Here is a 26,986-nt window from a genome sequence, read left to right as displayed (position 1 = left end):
AATCAAAAACGAAAATCTAAGCAAGACGCTTATTCATCATCGTCATCTCTCTTTTTCTTCTTTTTTGCTCCGCCAGCTTTTGCTTTTGCTTTTTGGTTGTATTCAGCGCGCAAAGCGTTGATATGCGCAGAGACATCTTGGATTTCTTGGTCAGTCCATTCATCCATATTCACGGTCATTATGACATTTAGTCCGCCATTATCCGCTGTGCCCGCTCGGTAGTCTTGCAGTTCTTTTACAAGTGCTGCATAGTCTCTATCAAGGATAGTCCTACCTTCTAGTTGCCCTGGAGCTGTTACATCGCCTTTTGAGCCGTGGCAAATCGCGCAAGATTTGTAGCGTCTTTTGCCTTTTTCTAGGGTAGCTTCATTGAAGCTCTCTCGTCTTTGCACCGCTCGCATACCATCTTCTGCCCTCTTTCGTTGGTCAGCAGACATATTGCCTGTGGCTTGCTTTGCTTTTGTTTTCGCATCTTGTGGCGCAGCATTTAGCAAAGATGAGCTTAGCATCACCCCGCATACTAGTCCCGCTAGAGAGACACCTTTACCTACTACTTGTAGCCCTTTAAAAACATTCACACACATTTTTGCTCCTTTATGCTGTGTAAAATCGCTTCACTAGCTTAAATGCAAATATATGCAAAAAATATTTGAATATATCAACAATTTAAGTAGCTTAGCAAAAATTATCTCTCATTTACGAAAGATTAACTTTGATTATAGCAAATTTTATGTGATTTTGGGAAAAGATTTTGTGCAAAAAAGTGCGATTTTTGCAAAATCTCTGCCAAAAACTCCACAAAAACCACAAAATCTCATTTAAAATCCATTTAGATTCCATTGTAAAAACATTTGCAAAATCCAAACCCAACATAATGAAATATCAAAAATTTCAAATATTTTTCCCACCCAAAATCAAACCACGCAAATCAAAAAACCCAAAATCCTAATACAAATCCTCATAAAAATCTTTCCAACGCCTATGAAACCAAAACCAACTGCTAGGATTTATATCTATCACTTGGGCTGTGATATGGGCTTGGGCTTGTGTCGCTTGCAAAATATCATCGCTAGAATCCTGCGTGCGTGGCGTAAAAATAGGCGGATAAAACCTCACAAAAAACTTTGTGTAATCCTCATCAAAATCAATAAACACAGGCACGATTCCCACTTCAAATCTACGCGATAAGATAGACGCTATGGGCGTGTGCGTGGCTTTTTTGCCCATAAATTCTACTTCTATACCCTCGTTTTTGTTGATACTTTGGTCTGTGAGTATCCCTGCTAGTGCGCTTCCCCCGCCATATAGTCGTAGTAAATGCTTAAACGCTCCAGCTTTGTTGATAAATTTTACCCCTTGAAATTCCCGCCTTGAGATGATTAGCGAATCCACAGAATCTATCCCTGTAAGTCGCCCTAGACTTGCCATTTGGCATTTGCGATAGCGCGGTGGCAAAAATGTAGCCATCGCCTCCCAATACCCAAAATGCCCAGAGATAAGCACCGCGCTACCTTTAGAATCCAAGCATTCTAGCAAATAACGCTCATCTATGACTTCAAATCGTTTTTTGTGCTTGTCGTATGGGATTTTGGTTACGCGGATAGATTCTAGTATGACAAATGCAAAGTTTTGATAACACCGCTTGATGATGGATTTTTTTGCTTCCTCGCTAAGTTTGTCGCCATAGATAAAATCAAGGTTTTTTTTGGCATCATCGTAGCGAGATTTTTTATCTAGTGATGACATTAGCTTGCCTAGAGCTTTGACAAATCCCAAAAACAGCCAATGTGGCATAATCGCTAATATAAACCCAAACCCACGCACAAAGCTATCCAAAAACTTGCCATTGCAAAACATAGCAAGTTTTTTTAGTTTTGCATTTAGATTTTGTTTGTGTGTTTGCTTAGCTGTTTGCGTGGATTGCGACATTTTAATCCTAGTTAAAATCTAGTTAAATTCTAGCCTGTGATAAATTCTACGCTCATTTTGGCAGGCGGAATCAGCCTAGAAATATCCTCTCTAGCAAGATATAGTGGCGATTTGCAATGGATTTGGAGGGATTCTCTAGCATAGGTATAAGCTAGTTTTTCCTCCCCTGTGGCACATAGTGTATGGGCTAGGGACAAAATAAAGCTAAGCCATTGCAGGGATTCTAGCGGTGGCATAATCTCGCTAATATGCGCTATGGCAGAATCTTTGGGAATCTGCTTGCCTAAATGCTGCACTAGCAGGCAAATCACCGCTCTTTGGGTGTGCGAAAATCCATAATCAAGCCCATTTAGCAATATATACGCGCCAAGCTCGGACTTGCCATAAAAATTTAGAAAACTCCCAATATCACAAAGCTGTGAAGCGACATTGATATAGGCTGTGTATTCGTTGCCTAGCTTATGTAGCGGGGCTAACGCACTAAAAATGGCTAGGGCTTGTCTAGTGTGGTTTTTGGCGACTTTTTCATTGATACCAAATCTATCTTTTAAGGATACAAGAGATGGCAGGATTCCATTTGGGAATCTATGTCTTTGGGTGCGCAACATATCACTAAGGAAAACCCCTTCACGCACGCCCACACCGCTAGCAGTGATATTTTTTGCCCCAAAATGTGATAAAAGCATAGAAAAAATCAGCGCACCGCTTTTGATATTGTCCTTTCTATCTAGAGGGACGCCTAGCCCCTCTAGCTCATCTTCTTTTGCTTTGTAGATACTTTGGATAAGGGGGCGCATTTTTGCTACTTCTACTTCATAGCCGTGAATGGTTTTTATGGGGTATTTTGCCTGCCTGCTTATCATTTTGGCTATCGCACGAATCGTCCCGCCAATCCCAAATACATTTTCACATTTAAAAATCGAAGGCAATTTTTCTAACTCTTTTGAAATAAACTCTTTTGCCAAATCGATATTTTTGTTATGGTCAAAAAATAGTTCTTTTAGCCTAATCGTCCCAAGTTTTAGGGAGATTAAATCTTTTAGCACGCCATTTTCTATGATAGCACATTCTGTGCTTCCCCCGCCTATATCGATAGTTATGCCTGTTTTGTTGTGGGAGAGATTTGCGCACGCCACTCCGCCATACCACGCTTCTTTTTCTCCGTCAATGACTTTGATATTTATGCCACTCTCTTTTTTTGCGCGCGCTAAAAATTGTGCTTTGTTTGGTGCGTCTCTTATCGCAGAAGTCGCTACGCAAAAGAGTTTTTTGGCATTGTGCTCTTTGGCAATCGCTCTAAATTCTCGTAACGCTGAAATAGCCCTTTGCATAGGGATTTCTTGCAATGCCCCACCATTTTCATAGCAACCCTCCGAAATCCTCACGCGAGATTTGCTCTCATATATGAGACGAAATCCATAGCGACTTGTTTTTTCATAAATCGCCATTCTAGCGGAGTTTGAGCCGATGTCAATGACTGCGGTTACTTTTGCCATTTTTACCCCTTATGATTTTATGCTAAGTTTGATTTTGAGCAATAATGGCGTATTATATCTTTTATTCTTTATTTTTTAGTTGTTCGTATTTGTATTTTAGCTCTTCTAAACTCTCTGCATTATCAGGGTCTGGCATAATCGCATCTTTTGGGCAAGCACTTACACAGCTTGGCTCATCATAATACCCCACGCATTCTGTGCAGCAATCAGGGTCTATGCGATAGATTGGCTCACCTTCGATAATCGCGTCATTTGGGCATTCTTCTAAGCACGCATCGCAAGCTATACATTCATCATTGATTAACAAACTCATTTTGCACTCCTTTTTTTTTTGGTGGATTTTAGGCATTATGAACAAGCATAAAAACAAATGGTGCTTTTTAACGAAAATATTCTTAAATTATGTTGAAATTAGTAAAAATTTAGAATCTAAATGCGTAATTTTTGATTTTGCGTTTGGATTTTGAGTGGTTTTGCTGTTTTTATCCACATTTTGCTTAGATTTTACTTAGCGTGGATTTTGGGGTTGAGAATTTAACTTTAGATATTGATATTTTAGCTTTTCGCGCTCATTTTGCAAGCGTTTGTTTTCTTCTTGGAGCAAATCTCTTTGGGTTTGAAGTTTGTTTATATCACGGCTTGTGTAGTATATCGCGCTACTTAGCCATATCTTTGGCATACATATTAGTAGCAATGTCCCAAGCCCCAAATATGCGTAGATTAGGTAGCGCACATTTAGCCCCTCATCTTTTGGTATCGCCTCTATGGCAAACAATTCATCGCGCTCATTTTGGTTGATTCTCACTTCATTGCCAAAATCTTTTCTCAAAGATTCTCCCTCTATGATTCTTATTTCGCTTTTGGCATTTTGCGCTGGTGTAGTGGCTTTTTGCGTAGAATCATTAGCAGACATAGCAGGTGGCAATACAGCAGAATCAAAAATGGATTTTAAGGAATTAGATTGCGGATTTGCGATATTGCTAAGGGATTTAGCAGGGTTTATAAAATCTTGCACTAAAATGGTTTGAGGTATGTTGCTAGCAGGTGTAGCGGGGGTTGAAGTTAGATTTTCATTTGGATTTGGTTGGTTATTTGGATTTTGCGGAGGGGTGTGCTGCATTTGCTTTTTATGCCTTTGTTAGGATTTATGTTAAGATTTTGTGTCGTGCATTTATCTATTGTATATTTAATGTGAAAATGTCGCAAAAACGGCATTATACCAAAATCTAGCTAGATTCTATGATTAAAGCAAGTTTATCAAAGCAATTTTTTATTATTATTTAAGCATAAGCGCATTATAATCACAAATTACTTTTTTGCAAATTTTTATTGCATTTTTATTGCAAGGGCAATTTTAAAGGCAACTTCAAAAGCAATTTAAAGTAACTTTATGGTAAGGAGAAATTATGGAGCAGACTTTATCAATCATCAAGCCAGATGCCGTAAAAAAAGGCGTGATAGGCAAGATAGTGCAACGATTTGAGGACAATGGCTTGCGTATAGCAGCGATGAAAAAACTTCAGCTAAGCAAAAGCGATGCGCAAGGATTTTATGCCGTGCATAAAGAGCGTCCGTTTTTTAAAGATTTGGTAGAGTTTATGGTTAGCGGACCTGTGGTAGTGATGGTGCTAGAGGGGAAAAACGCCGTAGCAAAAAATAGAGAACTAATGGGTGCTACAAACCCAAAAGAAGCGGCAAAAGGCACGATTAGAGCGGATTTTGCTGAAAGTATCGATGCAAATGCTGTGCACGGCAGTGATAGTTTAGAAAATGCCAAAATCGAAATCGCGTTTTTCTTTAGCTCGCGTGAGATTTGCTAGATTTTAAGATTTTTAAAATTAAGCTAGCGTTTTTTGAGCGATTTTAGTGAAAGATTTTGCCATAGCCAAATCTAAATGAGAATCCAAGCGCGTAAAATATCCTCCACACCAAAATCTTTTAGCCTAGAAAGAGACGGGGTTAGACTATGCGGAGAGCTGAAAGAAGCAGGGCAAGGCAAAAGAGGACTTTTTATCTTGCAAGGCAGGCTGGAGGGCAAAATCAAGCTAGTGTGCGATATAAGTGGCGAGGAGTATGAAAAAGAGTTAGATGAAGAGTTGGTTTTGTATATTTCAGATGGGTTATGGGATACACAAAGCCAAAACTTAGAGACATTTGATGTTATCGAGTTTTTTGATGGCTTTATTGATTTAGATTTTATCTTGCAAAGTGAAATCGAATCAATCAAACTAGACTATCATCACAAAGGAGAATAAAATGGCAGTCCCCAAAAGAAGAGTAAGCAAGACAAGAGCAGCAAAGCGCAGAACTCATTACAAAATCACGCTTGCAAAACCTATCAAAGACAAAGACGGAAGCTGGAAATTGCCCCACCAAGTGAATAAATTTAGTGGCAAATACAAAGGCTAAATACGCAAAATTCTTAAGCTAGATTTTAGAATCTTTTTAGAATCCAAGCATAACACAGAATACAACACGGAGCAAAAAACATAGCAAGAGGCGTAATAACCCAAAGCCCTAAGCTAAGTGTCATAAGCGAAGTATTTTTGAGCTAGTTTTGTGATTTTGCAAGTGCGTGAGCCAAGTGCAAGTGTAGTGCAAACCAAATGCAAGTATAGACAAAGGCGTAAAATCTATCAAGCAGGACACACAAAAAACAATCCACAAAACTAGCCAAAATTACGAGCGCGTAACCAACACAACCGTAATCAGCACAATAAGGAGATTTTATGTTGCGAGTAGCCATCGATGTAATGGGCGCGGACAAAGGTGTCCAACCTATCGTTTTAGGCGCGTTAGATGCTATCAAAAAGCGTGAGTTTGAAGCGATATTGGTAGGAGATGAGAGCCAAATATCCCCCCTTATCTCAACCCTACCAAACGCGCTAAAATCCCGCGTGAAAATCAAACATTGCACCGATTATATTCGTATGGAAGAAAGCGCGACAGAAGCACTAAAACGCAACGATTCCTCCATATTTGTCGCCACAGAGCTAGTTAAAAATGGCGAGGCAGACGCGCTTGTATCGCCCGGGCATAGCGGGGCTACGATGAGTTTGGCTACGATGCGAATCGGCAGAATCAAAGGCATCTCCCGTCCTGCTATTTGCACGCTTATGCCGACTACGACTAATAAGCCAAGTATGATTTTAGACGCTGGGGCAAATACGGATTGCAAAAGCGAATACTTGCTAGAATTTGCCATAATGGGCAATGAATACGCAACTTCTGTGATGGGCTATGAAAATGTGCGCGTAGGCTTGCTAGCAAATGGCGAAGAAGAATCCAAAGGCAACGAACTCACAAAAGGTGCGTTTAAACTGCTAAAAAACTATCCATTTTTCATCGGCAATGTAGAGAGTGGCGATATTTTTAATGGTAGCACAGATGTTATCGTGTGCGATGGTTTCAGTGGCAATCTCGTGCTAAAAGCCGCCGAAGGCGTGGCAAGCGCGGTAAGCAAAATCTTAAAAGATGATATAAAAACTTCTCCCATAAAGATTTTAGGGGGGATTTTGCTAAAAGGCTCTTTTAATGTGCTAAAGAAAAAGCTAGATTACGCAGAATACGGCGGTGCGCCACTGCTAGGGGTAAATAAAGTCGTAATCATAAGCCACGGCAAAAGCAATGAGCGCGCCATAGAATGCGCCGTGTATCAAGCACTAAAAGCCCTAGAATCCAAAGTGTGCGAGCGCATAGAAAAAGCATTTGTAGATTTTGCAAAATAGATGTTGTGAAATTTATAGATAGATTTTGCGCGTTTTGAAATTTTGCGAAATTTTCAGTTTTTATTGTAAAGAAAAAAAATGAAAAAATCAATTTTATCGCTAGTTTTAGCAATCGTTTTTAGCGCAAATGCAGAATCTGCTAATAAAAACACAAATTCTAATGCGGATTTGCCCAAAATCTCAAGCGAATGGGAGGCGCAACATTTTTTAGATAGCGATGAGTTTGAGGCAAAAGACAAAGAGGTTTATTCTTGCTATGAAAAAGAGTCAAATAAGAAAAAATGCAGAGAGGTTTTGAAAGATTGGCATAATTTGTGTAAGCGTGGAGATAATAAATACTGCATTGGAGCTTTTGTGATAGCTTCTAATTTATTTGAACAGAATATCAACGCAATGGATAAAGAAAGGGCGATTTTAGAAAAAAGTTGCAATAGCGGATATGGAGCTTCGTGTTTTAGTATGATTTTTTATCAGATTAGGCTCGATGAAAAAAATACATCGCGCGTATTAAGTGTGGCAAAAAAAATATTTTTATATTTGCAAAAAGCCTGCGATTTGGACTTCTCTTCTGGCTGTGCGAGGTTGGCTGATTTGTATGCCGCTGGCAAGCGAGACATAGAATCGCAAGAAAAAAAAGAACATCAAAATGATTTAGAGCGCGCTTTGCTTAAAAAATTTGCTACAACATTGCAAAAAATAGACAAAGCACAAGTGCAGCGATATTTAGACAAAGCGTTGGCAATCGCTACTAGGGATTGCGATGCGGGGGAGAAAAGGGCTTGTGAAATGGTAGAAAAATACCAAAAAATACAGCCCAAAATCGACTCAATAAAATAAAATGTCAAAATATAAGCAAGGTTTGATTTTGGAGAAATACTAATGAGTGTGGCGCAAGATATTAAGATTTGATGAAGTTGAGATTTTGTTTGCTAAATCGCACAAATAAATGCAAAACAAAATCTACAAAAACACTTCTTCAATAATTTTATGCTAAAATCGCAACTTTATTTTTGCAAAAAGTGTCATTTGGCTTAGAATCTACTAGAATCTAAGTGATTTACCAACACAAAGACACAAACCCTACAAAGGACAAAAATGTATTATGCTTCCCTGCGCTCGATTGCTTCTTTTACCCCAGATAAATGCGTGCCAAATAGTGAATTTGAAAAGACGCTAGATACAAGCGATGAGTGGATACAAAAGCGCACAGGGATAAAGACGCGCTACTTCGCGCTAGATTCTCAAGGCAGTAGCGATTTGGGCGTGGAGGCTGCTAGACTTGCGATAAAAAGGGCAAATCTAGAGCCTAGCGATATTGATTTGGTGATTTGTGCGACTTTGAGCCCAGATTTTGCCGCTATGCCTAGCAATGCCTGCCTAATAAGCGCAAAACTTGGCATACAAAATACCCCCGCATTTGATATAAGCGCGGCTTGCACGGGCTTTATCTACCTGCTAAGCATTGCAAAAAGTTTTATTTTATCAGGGGTGTATCAAAATATCCTAATCGTAGGCGCAGAAAAAGTAAGCTCGGTGCTAGATTTTAGTGATAGGGGGACTTGCGTGCTTTTTGGCGATGGCGCGGGGGCAGCTATCATATCACGCACTAGCAAAGAGAGAGAATCTATCCTAGATGTGCATCTAAGCGCAAATGGCAAATACGCAGACTTGCTAATGACACCTCAAAACAAAGATGGCAAGCCTAGCCAAAATGCGTGGAATCTTTGCTCTCTAAATGGAAGCGAAATCAAACCAAATGGCAAGCTACAAATGAGGGGAAATGAGGTTTTTAAATACGCCGTGCGAACGCTAATCGCCGATGTGGAGCATATTTTAAGCAAAAATCATATTTCATCAAAAGATATTACGCACTTTATCCCGCATCAAGCAAATTTGCGAATCATAAACGCTGTGGGAGAGCAGCTAAAACTACAAGAGAGCCAAATCGTGCTAACCGTGCAAAAATATGGCAATACTTCGGCTGCGAGTATCCCTATGGCGATCGATGAAATCTATGGCGAGGGTAGGCTAAAAAAGGGTGATTTGTTGTTGCTTGATGCGTTTGGCGGGGGATTTACTTGGGGTTCTGCGCTTGTGTATTTTGGCGGGGATTAGGGATTTTTAGATTTATTGGATTCTAAATGTTTGTAGTCAAACACGCGCGATTTTATCCACCACAAAATCTAAAAAATCAAACCCCCCAAAATCTAAAATCGCAAATAAAATCTAGCGCAAGCACTTTTTATTTTAAGCCAAAAAAAAACTAAGGCAAACAAAAATCTAAGGCAAAAAACATTGCAAAAAACATTTCAAAACACATTAAAGGATAGCCATTATGCAAAAAACCGCTTATAAAATCATCACTGCTTTGGCAATGTCGCTAGGAGGCTTTTTATCCCAAAATCTAGCCACACAAAATCTAGCCACACAAACTTCAACATCAAAAGTCGCTACAAGCACGCAGACAAAGCAAACACCGCTAAAAATCACGCTCTATATCGTAGAAAATGTCCCAAACAACAATATGAGCGCGGCATTTGGCAAAATAGAAAATCTAAGCGATGAATCTATCACGCTAGATTCTGCCACTAGCGACATAAGCAACGCCACAGAATTGCACCAAACCACAAGCGATTCAAACGGCGTATCAAAAATGCAAAAAGTAGAATCTTTTGTCATAGAGCCAAAATCTAGCCTGATTTTAAAGCCAAAAAGCTATCACATAATGTTTGTAGGGCTAAAATCCGCGCTAAAAGCGGGCAATGTCGCAAGGCTAGATTTGAGATTTGCAAAAGGTAGCGAAATAATCACCACCACGATAAAGCCCCAAATCATCGCTAGAAAAGAGCTTAGCAAGCATTTGCAACAGCTTGGGATTATGCTAGATTCTAGTCAAATGCCACAAAATCCACACCACCATAACCACTAAAAAATCTTATAAAATCTAGGATTGCGCAAAAAAGTTAAGCAAAAAAAAAACTAAGCAAAAGAGTTACCTAAAAACTACGACAAAATACAAAAAAGCCACGAAAAAGCACAAAAAATAACGCCCAAAATACAATAATTACAAAGGATAGATTAACTTTAATTAACCAAAAGGATTTAAGATTGTTAATAAGTTTTAGCGATTATCACGGCGCAAAAAGCGTGAAATAAGGAGCTTTATTGAGTCATAACAACAAATTTGCCATTATTGCGGGCATTATGATTGTTTGTGCGATTGTGATATTTGCGATTCGCAATGGTTCGTTTGACGCCTCCGCAGAATCTATCGCACATTCTATAAGTAATGTCAGCCAAAAGCTAAAAAATAGCCAAAAAGTCGCCAAACAAAACGAAGAAGATGACAAGCCGAAGCGAAATTGCTTGCTAAATCGCAGGGTGTGTGATTTAAAACTAGCAGGCGACACGCCACAAGCGCGCCGCACCCGCGCAAAAGAGGCAAAAGAGGCGGATTCTACCGAAGTGCTTATGCCAAATAATGACCCCTTAGCAGTTACTGTAGAGATGATACCCAAAAGCGTGCGTCCGCTAAAAACCATCACTTTTCGTGTGGAGGGGGCGGATTTTCGGGCATTAGAGGGGCGACTAGTAGGGCTAAATATGGATATGGGCACAACTATCATCACTTTTAAAAAATCAGGCAACAATCGCTATGATGGGAAGTTTATCCCCTCTGTGTGTATAGAAGAAGTGATGGAATATAGCCTAAAACTTTATGATGAGGGGCGGGATTTGGGCTTTGCGGTAGATTTTGATATGTATCGGTAGGATTTTGCAATAATTCTATAATGTCGCTTGCATTTGTAGCGACATTATCGCAAACCACAAACAAGGCTTTAAGATTTAAATAAGGAGTAAAAATGCCAGAAGCTATAAAACCTCCAAAATCTAATCCAAATTCAGGTATTTTTCGCGCTTTGGGGATTTTGCTTAGTTTTTTATTTTTAGGCGGGCTTGCGTATTGGAGTTTGCAAAAAAGCCATTCTTATGGATTTAGCGGGGCAAAAAGTATGCAGGGCATCGTAGATATGTCAAATTTTGATGGAAAATATAAAATCATATATTTTGGATTTTTATCCTGCCCAGATGTATGCCCAAATACTTTGCAGTTAGTCGCACAAGCCATAGAAAAACTGCAAGATTCTAGCGAAGTTGTCCTGCTTTTTGTCTCGCTAGACCCAGAGCGCGATAGTCTAAGCGATATAGATAGCTATGCTAAGCATTTTTATGCCCGCTCTTATGGACTGCTTTTTGAGCTAGATGAGCTAGAAAAAATCAAAAAAACTTACGGCGTGCATTCACGCAAGATAGAGCAAAAAGACTCCGCGCTAGACTACACCATAGAGCATAGCTCTGTCATATATCTTTTTGACAAAAGAGGCAGGCTAATCGAAGAAGTGCGAAATCTAGCCCAGCTAGATAATTCATTACAAAACCTAATCACGCGCCATTAGCACCACCATTTAGCTACTATGTTTTTTGCACGCCTACCCAAATCGCCACCATACAAAAAAACCATAGCTAGCCTGCATTTGCTAGGTTTTATTTTGGTAGCGTTGTGCGTGCTTAACGCTTGCAATGATAGCCACCCACAAAATCACACAGATACAAAATCCACCACTAAAAAAACCCAAGAAATGCAAAAAACGCAAGAATCGCAATACGCGCAAGATAAGCAAGAGGCACAAAAAACGCAAAATGCCCCAAACACGCAAAATGCGCAAGATTCTACCGCAAATGATTTTGCCAAAAGTCCTTTTGTGCTTTTTTCTAGCGAGATAGATTCTAGCCTATCTAGCGTTTTTAAATCCTCTTTAGAGATTTTGTGGCACGATACACATAAGCCGATTTTGCTATTTTTTGGCTCGCCTTTTTGCAAACCTTGCAAAAATATCTCTCAACATATCGCAAAATCAACCCCCCTCCAACACACCCTAAAATCCCATTACCAAGCCTATTTTATCAATATTTTATCCAAAGAATCTATGCAGATAAACTTGCCTTTTTTCGCCAAGACATTAGCACAAAAAAACGCCACGCAAAATCCACAAAATCAACCCTCCATACAAAATCAATCATCACAAAATCCCGCGCCATTTTTAACCACCCAAAAAAATTTTAGCCTAGCACTAGGGGTGCGTGCTACGCCCACGCTTATGTTTTTGGACGCAGAGGGGGAGGAGATTTTCCGCTTTGTAGGGGGGATTAGCGCGGAGCATTTAGCCATTATGCTAGATTTTTTGAAATCCCCACCCACTAACAAAAACCAACAACAAATTGCGCTAGAATTACACTCTATTTTCAAAGCGCAAAATCCAAACTAAAACCCCCAAACAAAAGGAGAATCTATGTTTAGAAAAGTCGCACTAGGGCTAAATATCGACCACATAGCCACACTGCGCGAAGCCCGCAAAATCAACTACCCAGACCCATTAGAAGCGGTATTTATCGCCAAAAATTGCGGGGTTGAGCAAATCACTTTGCATTTGAGAGAAGACCGCAGGCATATCCAAGATGATGATGTCGAGCGTGTCATCACTAGCTCAAATATCCCTGTAAATGTCGAATGCTCTTGCGATGAGCATATCGTAGATTTGCTATGCGAACTAAAACCTTTTAAAATAACGCTTGTGCCAGAGAAGCGCGAGGAACTAACCACAGAGGGCGGGCTAAATATGCGCTCTCAAAACATAAAAGAAATCATTGAAGAGTTTAACGCACGCAAGATTTTTGTCTCTACTTTTATAGACCCCGAGCTAGAATCCATCGAGCTATCAAAGCAATACGGGGCATTAGGCGTAGAGCTACACACAGGCGAATACTCCAATATCTATGAAGCCATCTACTCAAATATCGAGCGCACGCACAACGCCCTAAACTACCTCACTTTGACCCACGAGGAGTTAGAATCCAAATTAAGCGATTCTATCCAAGCACTTAGTTCCTGTGCCAAAATCGCAAAAGAGCTAGGGCTAGGCGTGTTTGCTGGACACGGGCTAAACTATCAAAATGTCAAAAGTATCGTAGAGATTCCGCATATTAGCGAGCTAAATATCGGGCATAGTATCATTTCTAGGGCGGTTATGGTGGGGCTAGAGAGGGCGATACGAGATATGCAGGGACTGCTTTTTAGGCAGATAGATTAGATTTTGTGGCTTTTGGTGCAAACAAGGCTTTTATCAATATGTCATAAGGAGTGCAAATGTATTTTGATAAAATATGGATTTTTAATAAAGTGTTTCGTCCTATCGGTAGGGCGATGGGCAAGGCGATAATAGGTGCGCTAGATTTTATTACCAAATATTTTAAAACCTTTGTGTTTTTGTTTATCGTGGCGTTGATTATTATCCCAAAAGGCGAGCCTATGCAGATTCCAAACCTTGCTAAAATCGAGCTAAAAGGTGCGATTTTAGATGCAAACGCTATCCGCAAGCAAATCGAGCAAATCAACAAATACCCCACCATTAAAGGCGTGCTGCTTGTGATTGACTCTCCGGGTGGCGCGGTGGGTGCGAGTGTGGAAATCGCGGATTTAATCAAAGATCTTAATGCCAAAATCCCCGTAGTCGCCCACGCGCAAGGCACTATGGCGAGTGGGGCGTATTACGCAGGGGCGTATTCGCGCAAAATCTATGCAAATCGCGGAAGCTTGGTAGGGAGCATAGGCGTGATTTTCGCAGGGGGCAATATTGAAGAGTTGCTTGGCAAAATCGGCTACAAACCCTCCGTGCTAAAAGCAGGCGAGTATAAAGAAATCGGCGTGCCTTATCGCGCGTGGAGCGAGAAAGAGCGCGAATTTTTGCAAAATCTCATAAACGAGGAATATGATACTTTCGTGAGTGATATGGTGGAGGCGCGCGGGCTAAAGCGCGAAGATTCTGCTAAATTTGCAGAGGGCAAGATTTTCACAGCAAAATCCGCTTTGGAGCTAGGGCTAATAGACGCGCTAGGCTCACAGCAAAACGCCATAGATGAGCTAAAAGCCCTAAGTCAAGTCAAGCAAGAGCGGTGGCTACAAAAAGATAAATTTGAATCCTTTATGGAGAGCTTGGCGCAATCAAGTGCGAGTATCGTGCTTGGCACTATTTTTGAGGGATTTGGCGGGCTTTCGTTGCGCTAATCGCGTCAAATCGCGCGAAGTTTGGGATTTAAATTTTAAAATTTAAAGGGCTAAATAAGGGGACAAATGCAGATTTTACACGATTATTTAACCGCGATTTGCGGGATAAAAGAGAGCGACAAAGAGCACACACACCGAAGCGCGTTGGAGAATTTATTTAAGGCGATTTTGGAAAATCTAACCCAAAGCCACAAAGATTTTAGCAAAATTGCCATTATCCACGAGCCAAACAATGACAAAAGCGAAAACAAGGCAGGTGCGCCAGATTTTCTTATTCAACAAAACGGCTTATCACTAGGCTACATTGAAAATAAGCGCGTGAATGCGGATTTAGCGCGACTAATCGATGAATCAAATCAAAATCCAAAAGCCCAAATCGCCAAATATCTCACGCTAAGCGACAATCTCATTCTCACCGATTATCTGCGCTTTTTACGCATCGCCAAAGATGACAAAGGCAAAATCATCATTACCCAAGAAATCACCATTTGCGCCCTAAATGAGATTCAAGCAATTCTCAAAAACAAATCCGCCCTAGTATCAAAACAAAGCGAAATCTTAGATTTTTTCGCGCTCTTTTTTAGCTCCACGCCAAAGCCCATTATTAGCGCGTTGGAGTTTGCTTCTACCCTAGCACAGCGCACACGACTTATCAAAGACAATCTCATAGAAAACCCGCAAAATCCACAAATCTCCACGCTTTATCAAAATTTTAGAGATATTTTATACAAGGATTTGGATTTTGAGTCCTTTTGCGACTCTTTCGCTCAAACGCTCACTTACGCGCTCTTTTTAGCACGGCTAAACAACTCCACAGAGCCAAACGCCACGCAAGGCGAATTTATCGATTTATACAATGCCAAAAAGTTTATCCCCAAATCCTTCCCGCTGATTCGCGCTATGAGCGGATTTTTGGATAATTTAGATGAGTTAGATTCGCTAAAATGGCTTATAAAAGAGATTTTAAGCATTATAAATCACATTGACCCAGCGCAGATTACCATAGAGCTAAACAAAATCGCGGATAAAGATTTGATTGGCGACTACTTGCATAAAGACCCGTATTTGCATTTTTATGAGACTTTTTTAAGCCAATACGACCCGCATTTGCGCGAATTGCGTGGCGTGTATTATACGCCATTTGCGGTTGTGAGCTTTATCATAAATGCGATTGACACTACGCTTAAAAGCGACTTTGGCGAAGCAAAAGGACTAGGCAGCGCACTAAATAATGACAATATCACGCTTTTAGATTTTGCCACAGGCACAGGGACATTTTTGCTACAAGCCTTTCGCAAGGCGTTAGAATCCGCTAAAAAAGACAATCTTAATTATGCGCCCAAAAATCTACTAAATCGTTTCAGTGGCTTTGAGTATCTTATCGCCCCTTACACAATCGCACACCTTAAAATCTCACAATCTTTCAAAGAGGAATTTAACGCCCCATTAGGCATAGTGAAAGTTATAGACGAAAAAACAGGCAAGGTGGTAGATAAATACGAAAAACTAAATATTTTGCTTACAAATACAATCTACGCCAAATCAGCCAAAGATGAGCAAAATGAAAAATCAAACCTTGTTGCAGGTATGTATGAACTCAACCAAGAGTCTTCAGACGCACAAAATCTAAAAAAACAGCAGATTTTAATCATCACAGGCAATCCGCCATATAGCGGAGCGAGTGCAAACAAAGGGCTATATGAGGACGAAGTCAAAATCGCCTATGGTTTAGAGCCAAATAGCGCGAATCTAAACAGCGAAGCACAGCGCATCATAAAATCCTATTTTGCAAACCCAAGCGATAAGGCAAAGCAAAAGGATTTTAGGGGCATTTATGAATCGCGTAAGCTCCAAAATGAGAAAAATCCCAAATGGCTTTTAGATGATTATGTGAAATTCATTCGATTCGCCGAGTCAAAAATCGAGTCCCAAGATAGTGGCATTATCGCTATTATCAGCAACAATAGCTTTTTAGACAATCCCACATTTCGCGGTATGCGCTATCATTTGCTAAACACCTTTGATAAAATCTACATTTTAGATTTGCACGGCAACGCACGCAAAAAAGAAGTCGCCCCCGATGGCAATAAAGATGACAATGTCTTTGACATTATGCAAGGCGTGTGTATCAGTGTGTTTGTAAAAACAGGCGCGAAAAACAATCCGTCATTGCGAGGCAAATCAAAAAGCCCTGATTCGTCATTGCGAGATTCACGCAGTGAATCGAAGCAATCCACACCCGCCCCGTCATTGCGAGGCAGTGTGAGCGAAGCGAACACAACGAAGCAATCCACTATTATTTGTCATACTGAGAGAGCGAAGCGACCGAAGAATCTCAAAGAAGCACAAAATAGAGATATTTCGCTTATCTCGCGACAAGCTCAATATGACAAAGATTTGGATTGCCACGAATCCGCTAACGCGGATTCTCGCAATGACGGCGTGGAGAGCAATGCAAATTCTCGCAATGACGAATCCCACTCCCCGTCATTGCGAGGCAGTGTGAGCGAAGCGAACACAACGAAGCAATCCACTATTATTTGTCATACTGAGCGTAGCGAAGTATCTCAAAAATCAAATGATAGAGATTCTTCGCTTTCTACGAAAGCTCAGAATGACAATAGGAAAAAGGCTGAATATGACGATAAATTAGCGCGACTTTATCATTACGATTTATACGGCAAGCGCAAAGACAAATACGCCTTTTTGCAAGGCAATGGGCTTGAATCTATCGCGTGGAGCGAACTTGCACCAAAAGCACCATTTTATCTCTTTATCCCGCAAAATGAATCCTTACGCGCTGAATATGAAAAGGGCATAAGTGTAAAGGATATTTTTAAGGTTTCTAGCGTGGGCATTGTAAGCGGTAGAGATGATTTTTGTATCTCAAAAACCGATTCGCAAGAATCCTTACAAGAACTCAAAAACAACATTACAAAATTTATGAATTTGGATTGTGAATCCGCACGAAAAGAATTTGATTTAAAAGATTCGCGAGATTGGAAAGTGGAATACGCACAAAAAGAATTGCAAAGCACAAACAATAATCCAAACAATTACATAAAGATTCAATACCGCCCTTTTGATTCGCGCTGGACATATTACACAGGCAAATCAAAGGGATTTCATTGTATGCCGCGTGGCGAAGTAATGAAGCATTTTTTGCCCTCCGATTCGTCATTGCGAGATTTGCCAAAGGCAAATCGTGGCAATCCACAAAATGAAAATGTGGGGTTAAATGTAGCGAGACAAAGTAAGATTCAAGGTAGTTGGCAATATGTAAGCATAACTAATTCATTAGTAGATTTTTCGCTAATGGGCGGAGGAAATACGGGCAATGGCTATATTTTCCCACTTTACCTAATTGAATCCGATTCAAAAATCGAAAATTTTACACCCGAATTTCGCGCATTTATTGACGCAAAATACGGCGAATCTTACGCGCCCGAAGTGATTTTGGGATATATTTACGCCGTGCTTTATCACAAAGATTACAGAGAAAAATATGTGGATTTTTTGAAAATCGACTTCCCAAAAGTGCCATTTGTAAAGTCCAAAAAAGACTTTTTGGCATTAAGTGCGCTTGGGTGTGAGCTAGTCGATTTGCATTTGCTAAGGGATAATGAGTTAGATTCTAGTGTGGGTGAAAATACGCTACTTAATGAGCGCAATGAAAAGATAGAAAAAATCGCCTACAATGCTGAATCTAAACGGCTTTTTGTCAATGCAAGTTTGTATTTTGAGAATGTGAGCGCGGAAGTGTGGGAGTATAAAATCGGTGGCTACGCTGTTTTGGATAAGTATTTGAAATCTCACAAAGGCGAAAATATCGACTATGCGCACTTTGAGCGAGTCATAAAAACCTTGCATAAATCCTTGCAAATACAATCCAAAATCGCGCAAATCCCGCTACGATAAATGCGATATTATAATTTTTCGATATAATCGCGTATCAAGTGTTGATTTTAAGGATAAATAATGGAATATGTAATTTTTGGGGCGATTTTTTTGGCGTTTTGCGCGATTGCGTATAGCATTTACAACGCCACTTTGGAGGAAAATTATTGAATCTCACGCTCTTAAATAAAAGCGCGTTTGCAGGGTTTAAATTCTAGAATTTAAAATTTAAAGGGGCGTAAGATGCGTTATACATTGCTAATCGCCACGAATGATAGCGCGGGGCTGGTGTATCAAATCTCGCGTGTGCTCTATGAGGCGGGCGCAAATATCGAGCGGCAAGATGAATATGTCGATAGGGAGCATAATCTCTTTTTCCTGCGGACTTGCTTTGCGGTGGAGTTTGCGGAATCTAGCGGTAAATCTACCCACCCCCTAGCCCCCTCCGCAAGGGAGGGGGAAGATTTAGAATCCGCGCTAGATTGCAAAATCATAACCGAAATACAAAATAAACTAAAATCCATTTTGCCACGCGGGGCGCATATCGCGCTAAAAACGCAGGCAAAAAAATCGCTCATAATTTTAGCGACTAAGGAAAATCATTGCTTGGGGGATTTATTGTTGCGCGAAGAGAGTGGCGAGCTAAACGCACAGATAAAGGCTGTGATAGCAAATCGCAACGACTTAGCTAGCCTTGTGGAGCGGTTTGCTATCCCGTTTTTTTGGGTGGATAGTGATGGGGTGAGCCCTGAAGCGCACGAGGCGAAGCTGCGTGAGATTATCGATAGATTTTCCCCTGATTTGCTTGCTTTGGCGAAGTATATGCGGATTTTGTCCCCTGATTTTGTGGCGCATTACGCGGGTAAAATCATCAACATTCATCATAGCTTTTTGCCCGCGTTTGTGGGCGCAAACCCCTATAAACAAGCGCATAAAAGGGGCGTGAAAATCATCGGTGCGACCGCGCATTTTGTAACCGATATGCTTGATGAAGGACCAATCATCGCTCAAGACATTATCCACATAAACCACACATATAGCTGGCGCGATATGCAAAAAGCGGGGAGAGATGTGGAAAAGTCCGTGTTTGCCCACGCGCTTGATTTGGTGCTACACGATAGGGTGTTTGTGAGCGGGAATAAGACGATTGTGTTTTAGGGGATTTATGATTTTGCTTATTTGATAAAATTTTGTGATTTTTTGCAAACACATATTGTGTTTGTTAATTTTTAATGCTATATTTTCAAACGCATAAATCAAAATTTTGCAAAATCATTATCTGCAAAAATCGATTTTGCAAAAATGTTTTTACGCGAAAGTTTCGCACAGAATCTATATCGCGCAAAATCACAAAAAAGCGCAACAAAACGCGTAAAAATAGCTTGCAACCGCTAAAAAAGCGCAAAATCTAACACCAAAAAGGAGCAACAATGCCAAATCTACCTCATAGTAACTACGCCCCCGAGACGCTTGCCCTCCACGCAGGGTATAACTACGACAAAGAGCGCACACTTAGCGTGCCGATTTATCAAAGTGCGGCATATAGCTTTGAGAGCCTATCTCAAGCAGCAGCGCGCTTTGGACTACAAGAGCTAGGCAATATCTACTCTCGCCTTACAAGCCCTACTTGCGACATTTTAGCGCGCAGGCTAGCTGATATAGAGGGCGGGAGCTTTGGCACGGTGGCTTCTAGCGGGAGTGCCGCGCTTTTTTACGCCTTTGCAAACCTAGCCCAAGCAGGTGATAATATCATCTATGCAAACAAAATCTATGGTGGCACGCAGACCTTGCTAGTGCATACGCTAAAGCGATTTGGCATAGAGGCTAGGTGCTTTGATGTCGATGATTTGGGCACTTTAGAGCCGCTTATAGATTCTAAGACAAAGGCGATATTTTTTGAGTCGCTATCAAACCCGCAGATTTCTATCCCCGATGTGGAGGGTATCGTATCTATCGCTAGAAGCCACAAAATCGCTACGATTTGTGATAATACCGTCGGGACGCCGTTTTTGTTTCGCGGGTTTGAGTATGGCATAGATATTATTGTTTATAGCCTTACCAAATACATTAACGGCGCAGGGAGCGGGCTTGGCGGGGCGATTATCGAGGGGCAAAGCCTAAGCCCATTGCTAAAAGATAATCCACGCTACCCAGCCTTTAACACGCCAGATGAGAGCTATCACGGGCTTATTTACTCGCACTTGCCTTTGCCCTTTTTTAGTATTCGCATCATCACAGAATGGCTAAGAAATATCGGTGCTACACTTGCCCCACAAGTGGCGTGGATACATTTGCAAGGGCTAGAAACCCTCCCCCTTAGAATCAAAAAACATAGTGAAAACGCCCTAAAAGTCGCCAAATTTTTAGAATCCCACCCAAAAATCAAAAAAGTCGATTGCCCAGCCTTAGAATCTAGCCCGTATCATTCAAGGGTGAAAAAATACTTTGCAGATTCGCTATCTAGCGGGCTTTTTAGCTTTGAAGCGCAAAGCTATGAGGACGCGCTAAAGATTTGCGATAATCTCACGCTTTTTTCGATTACGGCAAATATCGGCGATAGCAAATCTTTAATCATTCACCCAGCTTCCACCACGCATTCTCAACTATCTCACGAAGAGCTAAAATCCGCAGGAATCAACCCCGCAGATGTCCGCATAAGCGTAGGGCTAGAAAATGCTGATGATTTAATCGCGGATTTAAAACGCGCTATTGAGCTGTAAAATATGGCTGTAAAATCTATTTGGATTTTGCATTATCAAACGCCATATAGACTGCCATAAATTAAGTAAATTTATGGCATAATGCCTTGTTTGTCTTTCAAATTAAAGCAAATATAAGGAGATTGCAATGCAAACAATACAAACAACAAAATCCATTCAGCCCCAAACCATAAATGTAACTTTTAGAATGGATAAAGATGACAAGGTGCAATTTGAGCGAATCATAAGCGATATGGGGCTAAATCTTAGCTCTGCGTTTAATGTATTTGCCAAAGCTGTGATACGCGAAAATGCGATACCATTTAGCTTGCAAGGTAGAAGCGAGATACCAAATGAGGAAACCAAAAAGGCGATAGAAAACGCACGAAAAGGCGAGAATTTAGAGAGTTTTACTTTGGAGCAGTTAAGGGCGGAATTTGAGGCAATAAAAGCACAAAATAAGGCATAAGCGATGAATCTAAAACGCGAGAAAAAATTTATCAATGACTTATCAAAGGTGCGATTAAGCGATAGCGAGTTTAATAAAATGGTGGAATATTTTTCATTATTAGCAAATGATAAACCACTGCCACCAAGCGCAAATGACCACGCACTAAAAGGGGAATATGCAGATGCTAGGGAATTTCATATCGGTGGCGATAAGCTAGTGATTTATTTGATTGAAAATGATGAAATTCGACTATTGCGAATCGGCACACATTCGCAACTTTTTAAATGATTTGGAGCAAAAACACGATGAAAAAACTACTAGCATTTGTGATTTTGGCGTGTGGCGTGGCGTTTGGTGTGGAAGTTATGTTTTATGGCAATACAGACACTTACAAATCCATAACAAACAATATAGAAGTAGTAATAGAGCTACAAGAGTCATCAGTGAATAAAATAACAATAAAAGAGAATGACAAGACATTTTTACAAGGTAATGCAGTTTATGGCGCAAAAAACAAATCATATTTATATGAAAAGAAGTCAAAAAATAGCCTTGTTTTTTTTGACAAGAGATGCTCATTTGAAATAATACTTGAAGAAAAGTTTGATGTGTGTGGATATGCAATAAGTAGAGAATTAGAACAAGGCTATGACCCTACCAAATACCTAATAATACGCAATATCCAAAATTGTGGCGAGTTAGAAAATAAAGTAAGAGATTCAGATGTATTTTATAATCTCATAAAAATTGACAAGGAGCAAGGCAAATGAATCTCTCTTACATTGCAAACAAAATCATCGCTAAAAAGCCATCGATTTTGCAGGGCTTTGGGCTTAGCTTTGGGCTTGGTATGACATATTTTAGTCTGCTTGTGATTATCCCGCTAATCGCGCTTTTTGCGTTTAGCTTTAAACTTGAGTGGGCAAAATTTGTAGAAATCATCAGCGATTCGCAAGCCAAATAAAACAAAAAGGTTAAAACGATGCCAATTATTATCCCAAAGGACATTCCTGCGTTTAGTGAGCTAGAAAAAAGCGCGTTTGTGATGGATACGGCGCGTGCCAAGCACCAAGACATTCGCGCGCTAGAGATTCTCATCATTAACCTAATGCCTACCAAAATCCAAACCGAAAATCAGCTTTTATCGCTTTTGGCAAATTCGCCTTTGCAAATCAATATCACGCTTCTTACCACGCAAAGCTATGTGGGGAAAAATACGCCACAAAGCCATTTGGATAAATTTTATGTGCATTTTGAGCGCGTGAGGGAGCGCAATTTCGATGGTGCGATACTCACGGGTGCGCCTATCGAGCATTTGGAGTTTGAGGAAGTGAAGTATTGGGCTGAATTGTGTGAGATAATGGACTTTTTACGCGCTAAATGCACTTCTACGCTCTATCTATGCTGGGGGGCGATGGCTGGGCTCTATCACTTCCACAAAGTCCCAAAAGTCGCGCTTAGCGCGAAGCTTTCAGGCATTTATGAGCACTCCATCATCACGCCAAATGTGCTACTATCGGGGCTAGGCGACATTGTGAAAATCCCGCACTCAAGGTATAGTGGCGTAGATGAAGCGGTGGCGGAGCGCGTGGCGGGTGAATCAAACTTAGACATTTTGCTAAAAGGCGCGGAATCTGGCATAAGCGTGCTAAAAGATGAAAAAGACATCTTTATGCTAGGACACCCCGAGTATGGCAAACTCACATTGCAGGGCGAATATGAGCGCGACAAGGCAAAGGGCATAGAGATTAGCGCGCCGATAAATTATTTTTATGCAAATGGCGCGGTGCGCTATGATTGGCGGGCGGATTCTAGTGTGATATTTGCAAATTGGCTGAATTTTTGCGTATATCAAGATACGCCATATCAGCTGTGAATGGAGGTTTTTATGCGATTTGTAGTAATGATAGTTTGTTGCCTTGTCTTGCAAGAGCTAGAAGCCCAAAAATTGCCAAATGTTTTGGAAAATGGCAAAAAGTGTCTATCACAGATGAAAACCGCGCTAGATTCTAATGCTTTATTAGAATCTCAACTTCCACTTTTGGAGGAATGTCTAGAGCGTGAGCTGACACTCCCTGTGAGCGATGACTCGCACAACGAAAAATTGCTAGATACATTTATCGATGCTATAGATGATGAAAAAAGAGATTATTTAAAGAAAAGATTGAGCAACTACCTTGAGAGAGAATCTAGCGAAACGAAAGCTATTTTGGGAATAAGCGCGGGAAATAAAAATCTAAAAATAACTCTGCCTAGTGCGATACGCGTTTTTTGGGTAAATTACTCTAATGAATGTCGCACGATACATAATGCAAAGGCAAAAATTTATATTTTTAACGAGGCACAAAACTTTCAAGACGCACTATATAGCATATATTTTTACGAGGATATAGAAATGAGTGATAGTCCATTTAGAGATGAACTATTGGCAAAAATCATCGCAAAAAATAAAGGTGCGTGGAGCTACGATAGCAGAAAAGAGCCTGAAGAGGACGATTTGTGGGATTCTAAAGAATGTTTTGAAACAACAAAATATCGTGCAATGCGAGGCAATAAAAAGATAAAAACCCTCTCTAATGCGGATTTTATAAGTGGGGAAATGCTACATTTTGGCTCACGATGCAGCCGTGATGCGGGGAGGGATATACGCTATACATTTGCTGGATTTTCACAAGCAAAAAGCCAAGAAAAAACTATAGCAGTGGTGTTAATAAGCCATAGCACAGGGTGGAATGGCTGGTGTGGCAGACGCTCAAAAAAGAAATAATAAAAGACTGCCTTGCCATTTTGTCGCGCGAATCTTAGGGGGATTTTTTTGTTGATTTGCTTTTGGGCATTTTGTTTTTTTAGTCCTTTTAGATTCCCGTGATTGCGGATTATTTCGTTGTATTTGCTTGAAAATGCAAGTCTTGTAGCCCAAAAAGAATTGACAAAAGAGATTTGAGAGAGAATCATAAAAATAGGCGATTTATCATACAAAATCGAGCAAATATATCTAGCGCAAAAAGACATAATTCGCTAAATATGACACAAAATAGGTTGCTACAAATTTGCCTGCAAAAATCTCGCGCCTTTTTAACAAAATCTCACAACGACAAAACAGCATAAAATCAAAAAAGCAAAATTCTATAAAATCCTACAAACCCCTACAAAATCCCCTTTATCACGACTACTGCGACAAATACAAACACAAACAAACACAAATAATAAAGCATTTCAAACGCGGTGTTTTCAAATGCGATGAAATCTCTTTGCTTCTCTTTTGTGCATTGAAATTTTTTGTAGATTCTGCTTGGCAAATACACAAAAGTCCCATACACAAATATAGGCAACCACAGCAACAGCCCAAATAACGCCAACATTCCGCCAAATCCCACTTCAGTAGCTCCGTTTATAATGCGATAGATTACGCTAGCTAGGGCGATGAGTGCGACTAAGGCTATCGCATAGATTTTGTAAAATTTGACTAATTTTTCCATTTTTATCCTTGTAAAATCTGTTTTTGCAAAACTTTGTCTTGCAAAAACTAACCTTTCAAAATCTCACTTTGCAAAATCTCACCTTGCAAAATCAAAACCTTATAAAATCCAAATCTTGCAAAATCTAGCCTTGCATTTTTGCTCTACAAAACAAACAAAGCTACATTGCGAATATTCTTAAAAAAACGCGTATTAACAAAACAGCGTTTTTCGCAAAATCTAAAATTTATACTCCACATACCCGCGAAATATCGTATAGTCCCCGCTTGGACCAAATCTAGTTGGCACAGCGCGATTGTTTCGTATATTTATAGAATTATTCACACCTACTGCGCTAGCCCCTAGCAAGACATTTTTGATAGGACGAAAATCCACTCTGCCTTCCCAATTTAGCACGGTTTCATTGCTGGAAACAATACTTGTGCGAAACGCCCCATATAAACTTACATATTTCCATAGATTTACCGAGACAAACGCATAAGGCGTGGTGGAATTGTAATAAAAAATGCCATCAGCCCTCTCAAATGGCGTATTTTGCCCAAAGCTATCAATGTATAGCGCACCTTTGCTAGGGGTGTTTATGATGCCTGCCCCTGCGGTAAGGAAGCTCTGCCACTCTTGCCCCGCTAGCACAAACCTCCCCCAATCAATCTGTGCCTCCCCCCAAATGATTCCCCCACCCCCACCACTTGTGGAGCTAGCCTGTTTGCCTACGCCTACATAGGAAGTTAGATGAATCAACGCTCTAAAAAAAAGTTTTTGATTGATAGGCAAATCTAGCTTTGTTTTTAGCCCCGGTGCGACAAAAAAATCTGGCACCATATAAAGATACGGACTTAGCGTGATAGCGGCTTTTGGGATAGCAAAATCTGCGCGAAACAAAAACGCCCCGCCACTAAAGCCACCGATTTTGCCACTTTGATAGTCGCCAAAATTTTGAAAATTTTGCGCAAAATAATTTGTAAAAAACGCGTTTCGCAATGCCCAAGTAAAATTTAGCGATAGATTTTTGACTCTATCATAGCTTGCGCTTAAACCCTCTGTGTAGTTTGTTATCCAATCTTCATCGGTTTTAAATCGCCCGATGATTCCGCCAAAATTTTCATATTCATTGTAAAAATCCGCATAAATCTGTGGGACTTCAAAATAAGTCTGCGAGCGGGCAAAATCCCCCGCATTTGCTTCGTATAGTTTTGGCACTATCCACATTTCTGCGCCAAATTTATACCCCATAAATCGCCTTGTCTCATAGCCTAGACTTAGATTTATGTCGCCATAAGTAGAGTATGGGTTTGCGCCGATGGACTGCTGAAAAAGTAGCCCTGCGTGTCCATAGATAAGCCCGCGCCTAAATCCATCTGCAAACGAACTTGCAGGCGCATTGTCAATCCGCACTTCGCGCACTTCGCTAGCCCCAAACGCCACACAAAGCGTAGCAAAAAGCGCGTTTGCCCATATCGCTAAAAGTTTTTTTAGCCTCATTTGGTGTAGTTCCTTATAGGTTTTTTATGCGTTTTAGCTAGCAAAAACAATACCATAATTTATAAATTATCCAAATTTTTAGCCATTTTCATAAAACTAGCCAAAACTACCCAAAATCGCTACTTCCTCATCTCTAAAAAGCCTAAGATTTAGCTCAAAAGCAAAGCCACTGCCGTATTCTAGGGAGTATTCATTGCCATTTCCCTCTTTTGCGTTGATGATTAGCTGTGTGCTTTTGTAGTATTCTTGCAAACTTTGGTGCAAATAAAAATCTGCCCCGCCAATCTTTCCTAGCAATATATGACAATCCCCTAGTATAAAATCACTCTTTAGCGTGCATATCGGCACGCTCCCCTCACAGCACCCACCACTTTGGACAAATATGATTTCGCCATTTTGGCTTTGTAAATTTTCTATGAGGGATAATGCTTCGTTTGTGGCGATTACGCGCTTTGGTGTGGCAATTACGCGCTTTTGCGTGGGCATAGATTTTGTGTTAGATTTTGCGTTAGAATCTTTGCTAGGTGTTATGTTTGTTTTGTGTTTCATTTGTATCCTTAGATTTTTTAGATATTGTCAATCTTATCTAAGATTTGTAAAAGAATGCGTTATAATGTGCGTTTATTTTGGCTTACATTTTTTACCTATTTTTATGATATTTTTACAGATTTTATTGCAACCAAAAACTATGTGAAAAAAATG

General features: G+C 40.4%; 31 protein-coding genes. 23 read left to right on the top strand and 8 right to left on the bottom strand.

The window, feature by feature from the left end:
- Positions 1–29 precede the first annotated feature (29 nt).
- The gene (locus tag ACWIUO_RS04970) at positions 30–584 is read right to left on the bottom strand and encodes a c-type cytochrome (protein WP_454176815.1); all 555 of its coding nucleotides are present in this window, start codon (positions 582–584) and stop codon (positions 30–32) included.
- Between the two features lie 52 nt (positions 585–636).
- On the opposite strand from ACWIUO_RS04970, the gene ACWIUO_RS04965 reads away from it, so the two are divergent.
- Positions 637–822, top strand: a complete 186-nt coding sequence (locus tag ACWIUO_RS04965) for a hypothetical protein (protein WP_454176814.1) — start codon at positions 637–639, stop codon at positions 820–822.
- A 123-nt stretch (positions 823–945) separates the two neighbouring features.
- On the opposite strand, the gene ACWIUO_RS04960 is transcribed toward ACWIUO_RS04965, so the two are convergent.
- From ACWIUO_RS04960 to ACWIUO_RS04945, 4 genes are all read right to left on the bottom strand, one after another.
- Positions 946–1,929: a lipid A biosynthesis lauroyl acyltransferase gene (locus ACWIUO_RS04960; RefSeq protein WP_454176813.1), complete on the bottom strand. Its 984-nt coding sequence runs from the start codon at positions 1,927–1,929 to the stop codon at positions 946–948.
- Between the two features lie 29 nt (positions 1,930–1,958).
- On the bottom strand, positions 1,959–3,425 hold the full coding sequence (locus ACWIUO_RS04955; protein ID WP_454176812.1) for a Ppx/GppA phosphatase family protein: 1,467 nt from the start codon (positions 3,423–3,425) through the stop codon (positions 1,959–1,961).
- A 61-nt stretch (positions 3,426–3,486) separates the two neighbouring features.
- Positions 3,487–3,738 (bottom strand): YfhL family 4Fe-4S dicluster ferredoxin, encoded by a 252-nt coding sequence (locus ACWIUO_RS04950; protein ID WP_454172025.1) that lies wholly within the window; start codon positions 3,736–3,738, stop codon positions 3,487–3,489.
- Positions 3,739–3,933: 195 nt separating this feature from the next.
- Complete coding sequence (locus ACWIUO_RS04945) at positions 3,934–4,545, bottom strand: hypothetical protein (protein WP_454176811.1); 612 nt, start codon at positions 4,543–4,545, stop codon at positions 3,934–3,936.
- A 286-nt stretch (positions 4,546–4,831) separates the two neighbouring features.
- Between ACWIUO_RS04945 and ndk the strand changes: the two genes are divergently transcribed.
- The 22 genes from ndk to ACWIUO_RS04835 all read left to right on the top strand — a co-directional run bounded on the left by ndk (position 4,832) and on the right by ACWIUO_RS04835 (position 24,090).
- On the top strand, positions 4,832–5,245 hold the full coding sequence (gene ndk, locus ACWIUO_RS04940; protein WP_454176810.1) for a nucleoside-diphosphate kinase: 414 nt from the start codon (positions 4,832–4,834) through the stop codon (positions 5,243–5,245).
- A gap of 75 nt (positions 5,246–5,320) precedes the next feature.
- Positions 5,321–5,680 carry a hypothetical protein gene (locus tag ACWIUO_RS04935; protein WP_454176809.1) on the top strand — a complete coding sequence of 120 codons (360 nt, stop codon included), beginning with the start codon at positions 5,321–5,323 and terminating at the stop codon, positions 5,678–5,680.
- Between the two features lies 1 nt (position 5,681).
- The gene (gene rpmF / locus ACWIUO_RS04930; protein ID WP_454172018.1) at positions 5,682–5,834 is read left to right on the top strand and encodes a 50S ribosomal protein L32; all 153 of its coding nucleotides are present in this window, start codon (positions 5,682–5,684) and stop codon (positions 5,832–5,834) included.
- Positions 5,835–6,157: 323 nt separating this feature from the next.
- The gene (plsX, locus tag ACWIUO_RS04925) at positions 6,158–7,153 is read left to right on the top strand and encodes a phosphate acyltransferase PlsX (protein WP_454176893.1); all 996 of its coding nucleotides are present in this window, start codon (positions 6,158–6,160) and stop codon (positions 7,151–7,153) included.
- Positions 7,154–7,231: 78 nt separating this feature from the next.
- Positions 7,232–7,990 carry a hypothetical protein gene (locus ACWIUO_RS04920; RefSeq protein WP_454176808.1) on the top strand — a complete coding sequence of 253 codons (759 nt, stop codon included), beginning with the start codon at positions 7,232–7,234 and terminating at the stop codon, positions 7,988–7,990.
- Between the two features lie 258 nt (positions 7,991–8,248).
- Positions 8,249–9,268 carry a beta-ketoacyl-ACP synthase III gene (locus ACWIUO_RS04915; RefSeq protein ID WP_454176807.1) on the top strand — a complete coding sequence of 340 codons (1,020 nt, stop codon included), beginning with the start codon at positions 8,249–8,251 and terminating at the stop codon, positions 9,266–9,268.
- Between the two features lie 26 nt (positions 9,269–9,294).
- Positions 9,295–9,420 carry a hypothetical protein gene (locus tag ACWIUO_RS04910; RefSeq protein ID WP_454176806.1) on the top strand — a complete coding sequence of 42 codons (126 nt, stop codon included), beginning with the start codon at positions 9,295–9,297 and terminating at the stop codon, positions 9,418–9,420.
- 68 nt (positions 9,421–9,488) lie between these two features.
- Entirely contained in the window at positions 9,489–10,082 is a 594-nt protein-coding gene (locus ACWIUO_RS04905) for a copper chaperone PCu(A)C (RefSeq protein ID WP_454176805.1), read from the top strand.
- Between the two features lie 236 nt (positions 10,083–10,318).
- Positions 10,319–10,924: a hypothetical protein gene (locus ACWIUO_RS04900; RefSeq protein ID WP_454176804.1), complete on the top strand. Its 606-nt coding sequence runs from the start codon at positions 10,319–10,321 to the stop codon at positions 10,922–10,924.
- Between the two features lie 92 nt (positions 10,925–11,016).
- Positions 11,017–11,610 carry an SCO family protein gene (locus tag ACWIUO_RS04895; protein ID WP_454176803.1) on the top strand — a complete coding sequence of 198 codons (594 nt, stop codon included), beginning with the start codon at positions 11,017–11,019 and terminating at the stop codon, positions 11,608–11,610.
- 18 nt (positions 11,611–11,628) lie between these two features.
- The gene (locus ACWIUO_RS04890) at positions 11,629–12,480 is read left to right on the top strand and encodes a thioredoxin family protein (RefSeq protein WP_454176802.1); all 852 of its coding nucleotides are present in this window, start codon (positions 11,629–11,631) and stop codon (positions 12,478–12,480) included.
- Positions 12,481–12,504: 24 nt separating this feature from the next.
- Positions 12,505–13,302 (top strand): pyridoxine 5'-phosphate synthase, encoded by a 798-nt coding sequence (locus ACWIUO_RS04885; RefSeq protein WP_454176801.1) that lies wholly within the window; start codon positions 12,505–12,507, stop codon positions 13,300–13,302.
- A 71-nt stretch (positions 13,303–13,373) separates the two neighbouring features.
- Entirely contained in the window at positions 13,374–14,276 is a 903-nt protein-coding gene (gene sppA, locus ACWIUO_RS04880) for a signal peptide peptidase SppA (RefSeq protein WP_454176892.1), read from the top strand.
- Positions 14,277–14,348: 72 nt separating this feature from the next.
- Entirely contained in the window at positions 14,349–18,194 is a 3,846-nt protein-coding gene (locus ACWIUO_RS04875) for a type ISP restriction/modification enzyme (RefSeq protein WP_454176891.1), read from the top strand.
- A gap of 222 nt (positions 18,195–18,416) precedes the next feature.
- Entirely contained in the window at positions 18,417–19,331 is a 915-nt protein-coding gene (gene purU / locus ACWIUO_RS04870; protein ID WP_454176800.1) for a formyltetrahydrofolate deformylase, read from the top strand.
- A gap of 272 nt (positions 19,332–19,603) precedes the next feature.
- A complete protein-coding gene (locus tag ACWIUO_RS04865; RefSeq protein ID WP_454176799.1) occupies positions 19,604–20,893 on the top strand; it encodes an O-acetylhomoserine aminocarboxypropyltransferase/cysteine synthase family protein in 1,290 nt (429 codons plus the stop codon).
- Between the two features lie 127 nt (positions 20,894–21,020).
- Positions 21,021–21,341, top strand: coding sequence for a type II toxin-antitoxin system RelB/DinJ family antitoxin (locus ACWIUO_RS04860; protein ID WP_454176798.1), 321 nt, complete (start codon positions 21,021–21,023; stop codon positions 21,339–21,341).
- A 3-nt stretch (positions 21,342–21,344) separates the two neighbouring features.
- Positions 21,345–21,611, top strand: coding sequence for a type II toxin-antitoxin system RelE/ParE family toxin (locus ACWIUO_RS04855; protein WP_454136203.1), 267 nt, complete (start codon positions 21,345–21,347; stop codon positions 21,609–21,611).
- 17 nt (positions 21,612–21,628) lie between these two features.
- Positions 21,629–22,093: a hypothetical protein gene (locus tag ACWIUO_RS04850; protein WP_454176797.1), complete on the top strand. Its 465-nt coding sequence runs from the start codon at positions 21,629–21,631 to the stop codon at positions 22,091–22,093.
- Complete coding sequence (locus tag ACWIUO_RS04845; RefSeq protein ID WP_454176796.1) at positions 22,090–22,287, top strand: hypothetical protein; 198 nt, start codon at positions 22,090–22,092, stop codon at positions 22,285–22,287. The genes ACWIUO_RS04850 and ACWIUO_RS04845 overlap by 4 nt, the downstream gene beginning before the upstream one ends.
- 18 nt (positions 22,288–22,305) lie before the next feature.
- Positions 22,306–23,199, top strand: coding sequence for a homoserine O-acetyltransferase/O-succinyltransferase family protein (locus ACWIUO_RS04840; RefSeq protein ID WP_454176795.1), 894 nt, complete (start codon positions 22,306–22,308; stop codon positions 23,197–23,199).
- Between the two features lie 12 nt (positions 23,200–23,211).
- A complete protein-coding gene (locus ACWIUO_RS04835) occupies positions 23,212–24,090 on the top strand; it encodes a hypothetical protein (RefSeq protein ID WP_454176794.1) in 879 nt (292 codons plus the stop codon).
- A 379-nt stretch (positions 24,091–24,469) separates the two neighbouring features.
- Here the strand turns inward: ACWIUO_RS04835 and ACWIUO_RS04830 are convergent, their stop codons facing one another.
- The 3 genes from ACWIUO_RS04830 to ACWIUO_RS04820 all read right to left on the bottom strand — a co-directional run bounded on the left by ACWIUO_RS04830 (position 24,470) and on the right by ACWIUO_RS04820 (position 26,833).
- Complete coding sequence (locus ACWIUO_RS04830; protein WP_454176793.1) at positions 24,470–24,802, bottom strand: hypothetical protein; 333 nt, start codon at positions 24,800–24,802, stop codon at positions 24,470–24,472.
- Between the two features lie 219 nt (positions 24,803–25,021).
- A complete protein-coding gene (locus tag ACWIUO_RS04825; RefSeq protein ID WP_454176792.1) occupies positions 25,022–26,284 on the bottom strand; it encodes an Opr family porin in 1,263 nt (420 codons plus the stop codon).
- 96 nt (positions 26,285–26,380) lie between these two features.
- Positions 26,381–26,833 (bottom strand): DUF779 domain-containing protein, encoded by a 453-nt coding sequence (locus ACWIUO_RS04820; protein ID WP_454176791.1) that lies wholly within the window; start codon positions 26,831–26,833, stop codon positions 26,381–26,383.
- Positions 26,834–26,986 lie beyond the last annotated feature (153 nt).

Source organism: Helicobacter sp. T3_23-1056 (assembly GCF_053654535.1).
Note: the sequence above shows the minus strand (reverse complement) of the source record. Positions and strands in the feature narration are given on the sequence as shown.